The sequence below is a fragment of the Luteolibacter sp. genome, from assembly GCF_058122085.1.
Window position 1 is genome coordinate 1 of record NZ_JBIKBQ010000159.1, and the last position, 6539, is coordinate 6539.

Here is a 6539-nt window from a genome sequence, read left to right on the forward strand (position 1 = left end):
AGACGTTGATGCAGGCCGCTTTCGATCTCCCAGTAGTAGCTGCCCAGCGCGCGGAGTTGGAACCGGGTGAGTCCCTGGGCGAAAGCTGCCAGGTCGCGCTGGCCCCGCGCCACTCCGGCCCGCGCCGCCTCCTCCCACTCCTCCCACTCCGCCTCCTCCCACTCCGCCTCCGTCGGTAGCCGGTAGCCGTTGCACTCCAATTGCAGTCCGGCTCGCTGTAGCCTGTCTGGTAGATGGAACCGGAGACCGTGTAGCACGGCGTCAGCCCCTCCTTCTGGCTCCGTGCGTTGCACCACTTCACCATGTCATACCAGGTGATGCTGTGAACCGGGTGGTTCGCCCCTTTCGATGCATAACCGCCATTCCCCGCCGCCAGATCCGTGTAGCCGTTGTTCAAGCCCCAAGCCCGCACCGTATCCCACGGCTCCTTGGTCACCTCGTATTTCCCCATGTAAAACGCGCTCACATACACGCTGTGCACCGGTAGCTCGCCGCTGTAGCCCACCAGCGGATTCGACTGGTCCCCCATCTGGAAACTCCCCGCCGGAATCAGCGCGAACTCGCCGGGAAGCACAGGGGCGGCATTCGGGTTCGTTCCGAGGTCGATCTCCCGCTTGTCGCTCACGCCGTCGCCATCCGTATCCTGCGCGTGCGGATTGGTGCCGGTGTTCGAGCGCGAGACATAAACACGAGTGTTCGTTTCCACGCCGTCAGAGAGTCCGTCGCCGTCGCTGTCCCAATGATTCGGATTGGTGCCACGATTCGTGGTGGAAACCCAAGTGCCGGTGTTCGTCTCGTGAACATTGGGAATTCCATCGCCATCCGCATCCAGATTCTCCGGCGTGGTGGCCTGCACCGTGAGCGTGGCAGTGTTGAAATCCACCGTCAGCCCGCCCGCCTTGGCCCGGACAAAGTAGGTGCCCGCGTGCCCGGTGTTGACGTTGTAGTGGGTGAGCGTGGCGAGATCTGCCCCGGGATCGGCTTGGTATTGTGATACCATTGATAAGTCGGATCAGATGGTCCCTCGGCGTTGCATCTAAAAGAAACCACATCGCCGGGTTCCGCAGTGCGCGGTTTGGGATGACTTTTGAAGATCAGATCACCACCCGTCGGCCAGACTTTCCATTCCTTGTCGAGCAGCGACCAACTCACTTCCGTGTTCACCCCAAGGGTCTTGAGCACCGGCTTGAACAAGGGACCGGCGGCGCCAACGGTAACGTCTGAATTGAGTTCCAGCCAGCATTCCAACCCATCCTCCGGATTTGCCGCCAGCTTGAACCCAGCCCCGATGTCCGGGGTCACCGCAAATCCAGCACTCTTCAAAAACAGCACCTCGATCTCCATTTCCAACTTCACCCCGAGCGAGTTTTCAAAGGAAAGCCCGTCAAACGAGAATGGGACGAACACGGTGAGTTTCAGGTTCACCGAATCATCGCTGGTGGAGAGCACGCGGCGGTAGAAGATTTCACTCTCCTTGGCCGGAGCCAGATTGCAGACGAGCTGACCCGCGGTGAATGCCGGTGTGCCACCCGCCTGGAAGGCGATGACAATCCGGTCGGCCAATACCTCGTGAATGCTCCAAGGCGGCGACTCGACGACCTTTTGCGGCCCTGCCGGGGCCGGTGCGAGTGCAGCGGCGGGACCGGAGACCCGCTGCCCCGCCCGCTGAGCGGTGGGCGAGCCGAAGACGAACACGTTCGCGGCGGTCTGCGGCTCGGGTTCGAGGCGAAAGCTCCAAGTGTGAGTCAGCGTGTGGCCCAGCGTGTCCGCCGCGACGAGAGTGGCACTGATCGTGGCTCCCCACGTGCCGAGGGCCCCATCTCCGGAGTCGTAGGTGATCGTGTTGCCGGAAATCGTCAGTCCCGGAGCGCCGGAAGCCATCTGCCCGGATGCCCCGACCGTCAGCCGGACGCTGGCTGGATCAATCCCCGTGGCGTCGGCCAGCACGAGGCTCAAATCCGCGAATCGCCCGACCGCAAAACCATCCACCGCCGGATATTGCGAGACAATGGTCGGCGCCTGCTCATCAATCGGTTGAATGCTGAAAACCTCCTTATCCTGCTGGGCAAGGATGCATGGTGGTTTCACCATGACTCGCAGCCTAACGATTCAAACCGCTGCCCGACAAGGTCAAAGCCCGCATATTTTGCGAGAACGCAGATTGAACCCACAAAGATCGGAATCAAACCAGGATGATTTCGATCGCTACCGGACCACCTTCCACGGCTTCAGCAGGAATGCGCGTGTCGAACGTGGCGAATCGAGCGTCGTTAGCCGCAGCGAGCGCCAGCAAATAGAAATCGGAAACTCTGGAGGGAGTGAGTGCGTTCGGTTGCAACAGAATATCGTCAACCAGTAAGGAAACCTCCTTTTCACAAGATTCAGCAGCCACATTTCGAACCAGATCACGCAAAACGTTCCGGACCCGCGCGCCCGTCCCGAGACAGTTCGGGTATTTCGGTTGGCTCGCCACTCTGATCACGCCATTGAGCACATGGGAACAAGTCATCATCCGCAAGGGAGAGCGCTTCTCATACCACCGATGCGCGGCCTCGTGATGAATATGCATCGGATCCAGCAAGGCCAACAGGGCATTCACATCCAGCAGAAAACGATTCATGGGTTTTCCTCCAATAATTCCTTCACGATCTCAGGTGTGACCGCGCGAGCACGCTTGGAAACCGGAAACAAAAGGATTCCATTGCGCTCCACAGGTGCTTGGGCTGCGGGCGTCACCGCACGCCGCAGCAGCTCGGAAACCACCACCCCCAAGGGCTTTCGCTCTTGGGCGGCCAACAATTTCGCGCTTTCCAGCACATCGTCATCTAAATTAAGAGTCGTCCTCACAAGGAAAAACATCACGCATCACGCATCACACGTCAAGTGATTAAAGAATTGCGGAAGACATGTCTCGCACTTGCGCGTCTGCAATTCTATGAGTATCGCCTCCGCTCCGGCGGGTCATCCCGCCCTTACCCCATCTCTTATGATCAAGTGGATTCTCCAAAAAATCGTCGGCAGCAAGAACCAGCGCGAAGTGCGCCGCATCCGCCCGACGGTGGCCCGCATCAATGAAATCGAGGAAGCGCTCCAGCGCGAGCCTGCCGAAAAACTCCTCGAATTCACCGAAAAATGGAAATCCCACCTCGCCCGCTACCACGCACTGGACGCCCCTGCGAAACCCTTGATCGAGCGCATGGATGACGCCGAACTCCGCGCCACCGCCGAAGCCCTCGAAGCCCGCCTAGCCCCGCTCCGCGAGGAATTCCCATCGCTGCCCGCCACCATCCTCGCCACCGCCTCCACCATCGAGACCGCCTCCACCATCGAGACCGCCAAAGCCGCGTTCCACGAAATCGAGCCCGAGTTCGGCAAATCCCGCGCCAAGTACCTTGAGAAAATCCTCCCCGAGGCCTACGCCGTCGTCAAAAACGGCGCCCGCCGCCTTTGTGGCACGGAGATCACTGTCAACGAGCGCCCGCTCGCCTGGGAGATGATCCATTTCGACGTCCAGCTCATCGGCGGCGTCGCCCTCCACCGCGGCATGATCGCGGAAATGCAGACCGGTGAGGGCAAGACCCTCGTCGCCACCCTGCCGGTCTATCTGAACGCCCTCACCGGCCTCGGCGTCCACGTCGTCACCGTCAACGACTACCTCGCCAAGCGTGACTCGGAGTGGATGGGCTCGCTCTTCCGCTTCCTCGGCCTGACGGTTGGCACCATCCAGAACCAGATGCCGCCCTGGGAACGCCGCGCCGAATACGCGTGCGACATCACCTACGGCACCAACGCCGAGTTCGGCTTCGACTACCTCCGCGACAACGGCATGGCCTCCACCAAGGACGAGCAGGTCCAGCGCGGCCACTACCTCGCCATCATCGACGAAGTGGACTCCATCCTCATCGACGAGGCGCGCACGCCGCTGATCATTTCCGGCCCGTCCACCCAGTCGTCCCACCAGTTCGACAAATACAAGCCGCTCGTCGAGCAGCTCGTCAAGAAACAGACCGAGCTCTGCAACAACCTCGCCGCCGAGGCCAAGCAACTGCTTGAAAACAACGACGCCGTCGCCGCCGGCCGCAACCTTTTCAAGGTGAAGCTCGGCCAGCCGCGCAACCGCCAGCTCATGCGCTTCATGGAAGATCCGGAAATGCGCAAGCTGTTGGAGAAATCCGAACTCTCCTTCCACCAGGACGCCCAGAAAAAGGACCTCTTCGAGCTCAAGGAAGAACTCTATTTCGTCATCGACGAAAAAGGCCACGACTCCGACCTCATGGAAATGGGCCGCGAGTTCCTCTCCCCCGGCGATCCGGAATCCTTCACCCTGCCCGACCTCGGCACCCTCTACGCCGACATCGACACGGACCGCTCGCTCACCGAGGAACAGAAAATCGCCGCCAAGGACGCGCTCCAGGTCCGCATGGACCTCCAGGCCGAGAAGATCCATAACATCTCCCAGCTCCTCAAGGCCTACTGCGTTTTCGAAAAGGACGTCCAGTATGTGGTCAAGGACGACAAGGTCATCATCGTCGATGAAAACACCGGCCGCGAAATGCCCGGCCGCCGCTGGTCCGACGGACTCCACCAAGCCGTCGAAGCCAAGGAAGACGTCTCCATCGAGAAGGAAACCCAGACCTTCGCCACCATCACTATCCAGAACTACTTCCGCCTCTACCAGAAACTCGCGGGCATGACCGGCACCGCCGAAACGGAAGCCGCCGAGTTCCACGACATCTATCGACTCGACGTGCTGCCGATCCCGACCAACACCGCGAACATCCGCATCGACGAGAACGACCAGGTCTTCAAGACCCGCCGCGAGAAGTTCAACGCCGTCATCGCGAAAATCGAGGAAGCCCACGCCAAGGGCCAGCCCGTCCTCTGCGGCACCGCCTCCGTCGAGGCCTCGGAAACGTTGGCCCGCATGCTCAAGCGCGCGAAGATCCCGCACTCGGTCCTCAACGCGAAATTCCACCAGCAGGAAGCCGAGATCATCTCCCGCGCCGGCCACCTCGGAGCCGTCACCGTCTCCACTAACATGGCCGGCCGCGGCACCGACATCAAGCTCGCCCCCGGCGTCCCGGAAGTCGGCGGACTCTTCGTCATCGGCACTGAGCGCCACCAGTCGCGCCGGATCGACCGCCAGCTCCGCGGCCGTTGCTCCCGCCAGGGCGACCCCGGCCGCTCGCAGTTCTTCATCTCCTTCGAGGACGACCTGATGCGCAACTTCGCCGCCGCGGACCGCATGACCGCCATGATGGAGCGCTTCGGCATGAAGGAGGGTGAAGCCCTCGAACACTCGTGGCTCAACCGCTCCGTCGAGACCGCCCAGAAGCGCGTCGAGCAGCGCGACTACACCGGCCGCAAGCGCGTGCTCGATTTCGACGACGTCATGAACATGCAGCGCGAGGTCGTCTACGGCTATCGCAACGAAGTCCTCACCACCGAAGTCCCGCGCGACCTCGTCACCGAGATCATCGAGGAAACCATCCCCGCCAAGGTCCACGAATACATGGCCGAGCGCGACGACAAGGAGCCCGACTACAACGAGCTGCTGCATTGGGTCAACGCCACCCTTCCCGTCAGCGTCACCGCCGCCGATTTCCTCAGCAGCCACAACGAGGAAGCCATCTCCGCGATGCTCGTGGACAAGGTCAAGGACGCCTATCAAGCCCGCGTCGGCGACCTGCCGATGGAAGTGCTCGACCAGGAAGAACGCCGCATGGTGCTCGTCGCCATCGACAAACAATGGCAGGCGCATCTTTACAACATGGACGCCCTGCGCGAGGGCGTGGGCCTCCGCGCGCAAGGCCAGAAGGATCCGCTCATCGAGTATAAGAACGAAGCCTACAACCTCTTCGTCACCCTGATGGATTCGATCAAACAGGAAGCTCTTCAAAACCTCTTCCGCTCCGCCGCCAACCTCGAGGCCTTCCTCAAACAGCTCCACAGCGCGCCCCAACAACTCCACGGTGGCGAAGCCGCGCTCACCCGCGACAACATGGCCGTCTCCGGCAGTTCCGCGAACGTCAACCCGGCCGCCCTGCCCTCACCCGAAGGCACCACCCTCAAGCTCAACCTGCCGAAGCGCAAACCGAGCTTCTCGATCGAGACCACCGGCCGCAACGTCCCCTGCCCCTGCGGCTCCGGCAAGAAGTTCAAGCAGTGCTGCGGCAAGGACGGCTGATCCTCCGGCCATCGTCGCCACCGCACTCGCCCTGAAGGCAAGCCTCGAAGGGGATTCCTAATAAGCGGCAATCTGCTTGGCGGACTCCATCAGGGCATGACCGCCGCCGCACGTGCCTGTGGCCCGTGGCAACGCCCCCCTCGTGCCGTTAGGCCATGCCGCCACAATCCTCGCGGTGCCGCGTAAATCCAAAACCGACCTGACCGATGTCTCCCGCCTCCAGGGATTCAACCCGAAAACCGAAGTTGGATAAGGCATCGTTTGGCTACAGGCCATGTGGTAGAAGGGTTGTGTCGAATAACCGCACACCACACCCCTTCACCAAACGATGCAAAGTTCTTGTAATCCTATC

Annotated in this window: 5 protein-coding genes; 1 reads left to right on the top strand and 4 read right to left on the bottom strand. The window is 61.3% G+C overall.

Annotated features, from left to right (window positions below):
- The 4 genes from AC4DF4_RS17430 to AC4DF4_RS17445 form a co-directional block, all read right to left on the bottom strand.
- Window positions 1–1000 (bottom strand): formylglycine-generating enzyme family protein (locus AC4DF4_RS17430; protein WP_490049384.1); only part of this gene is annotated, 1000 nt, incomplete at its 3' end.
- Window positions 886–2091, bottom strand: a complete 1206-nt coding sequence (locus AC4DF4_RS17435; RefSeq protein WP_490049385.1) for an immunoglobulin domain-containing protein — start codon at window positions 2089–2091, stop codon at window positions 886–888. The genes AC4DF4_RS17435 and AC4DF4_RS17430, both read right to left, overlap by 115 nt.
- A 91-nt stretch (window positions 2092–2182) precedes the next feature.
- A complete protein-coding gene (locus AC4DF4_RS17440; RefSeq protein WP_490049386.1) occupies window positions 2183–2620 on the bottom strand; it encodes a PIN domain-containing protein in 438 nt (145 codons plus the stop codon).
- Window positions 2617–2859: a CopG family transcriptional regulator gene (locus AC4DF4_RS17445; RefSeq protein WP_490049387.1), complete on the bottom strand. Its 243-nt coding sequence runs from the start codon at window positions 2857–2859 to the stop codon at window positions 2617–2619. Before AC4DF4_RS17445 ends, AC4DF4_RS17440 begins: the two co-directional genes overlap by 4 nt.
- 127 nt (window positions 2860–2986) lie before the next feature.
- On the opposite strand from AC4DF4_RS17445, the gene secA reads away from it, so the two are divergent.
- A complete protein-coding gene (secA, locus tag AC4DF4_RS17450) occupies window positions 2987–6187 on the top strand; it encodes a preprotein translocase subunit SecA (RefSeq protein ID WP_490049388.1) in 3201 nt (1066 codons plus the stop codon).
- Window positions 6188–6539: the final 352 nt, after the last annotated feature.

Coding starts and splice junctions, on each gene's coding strand:
- AC4DF4_RS17435 (WP_490049385.1), bottom strand. CDS start 2,091: ATGGTGAAACCACCATGCATCCTTGCCCAGCAGGATAAGGAGGTTTTC.
- AC4DF4_RS17440 (WP_490049386.1), bottom strand. CDS start 2,620: ATGAATCGTTTTCTGCTGGATGTGAATGCCCTGTTGGCCTTGCTGGAT.
- AC4DF4_RS17445 (WP_490049387.1), bottom strand. CDS start 2,859: ATGTTTTTCCTTGTGAGGACGACTCTTAATTTAGATGACGATGTGCTG.
- secA (WP_490049388.1), top strand. CDS start 2,987: ATGATCAAGTGGATTCTCCAAAAAATCGTCGGCAGCAAGAACCAGCGC.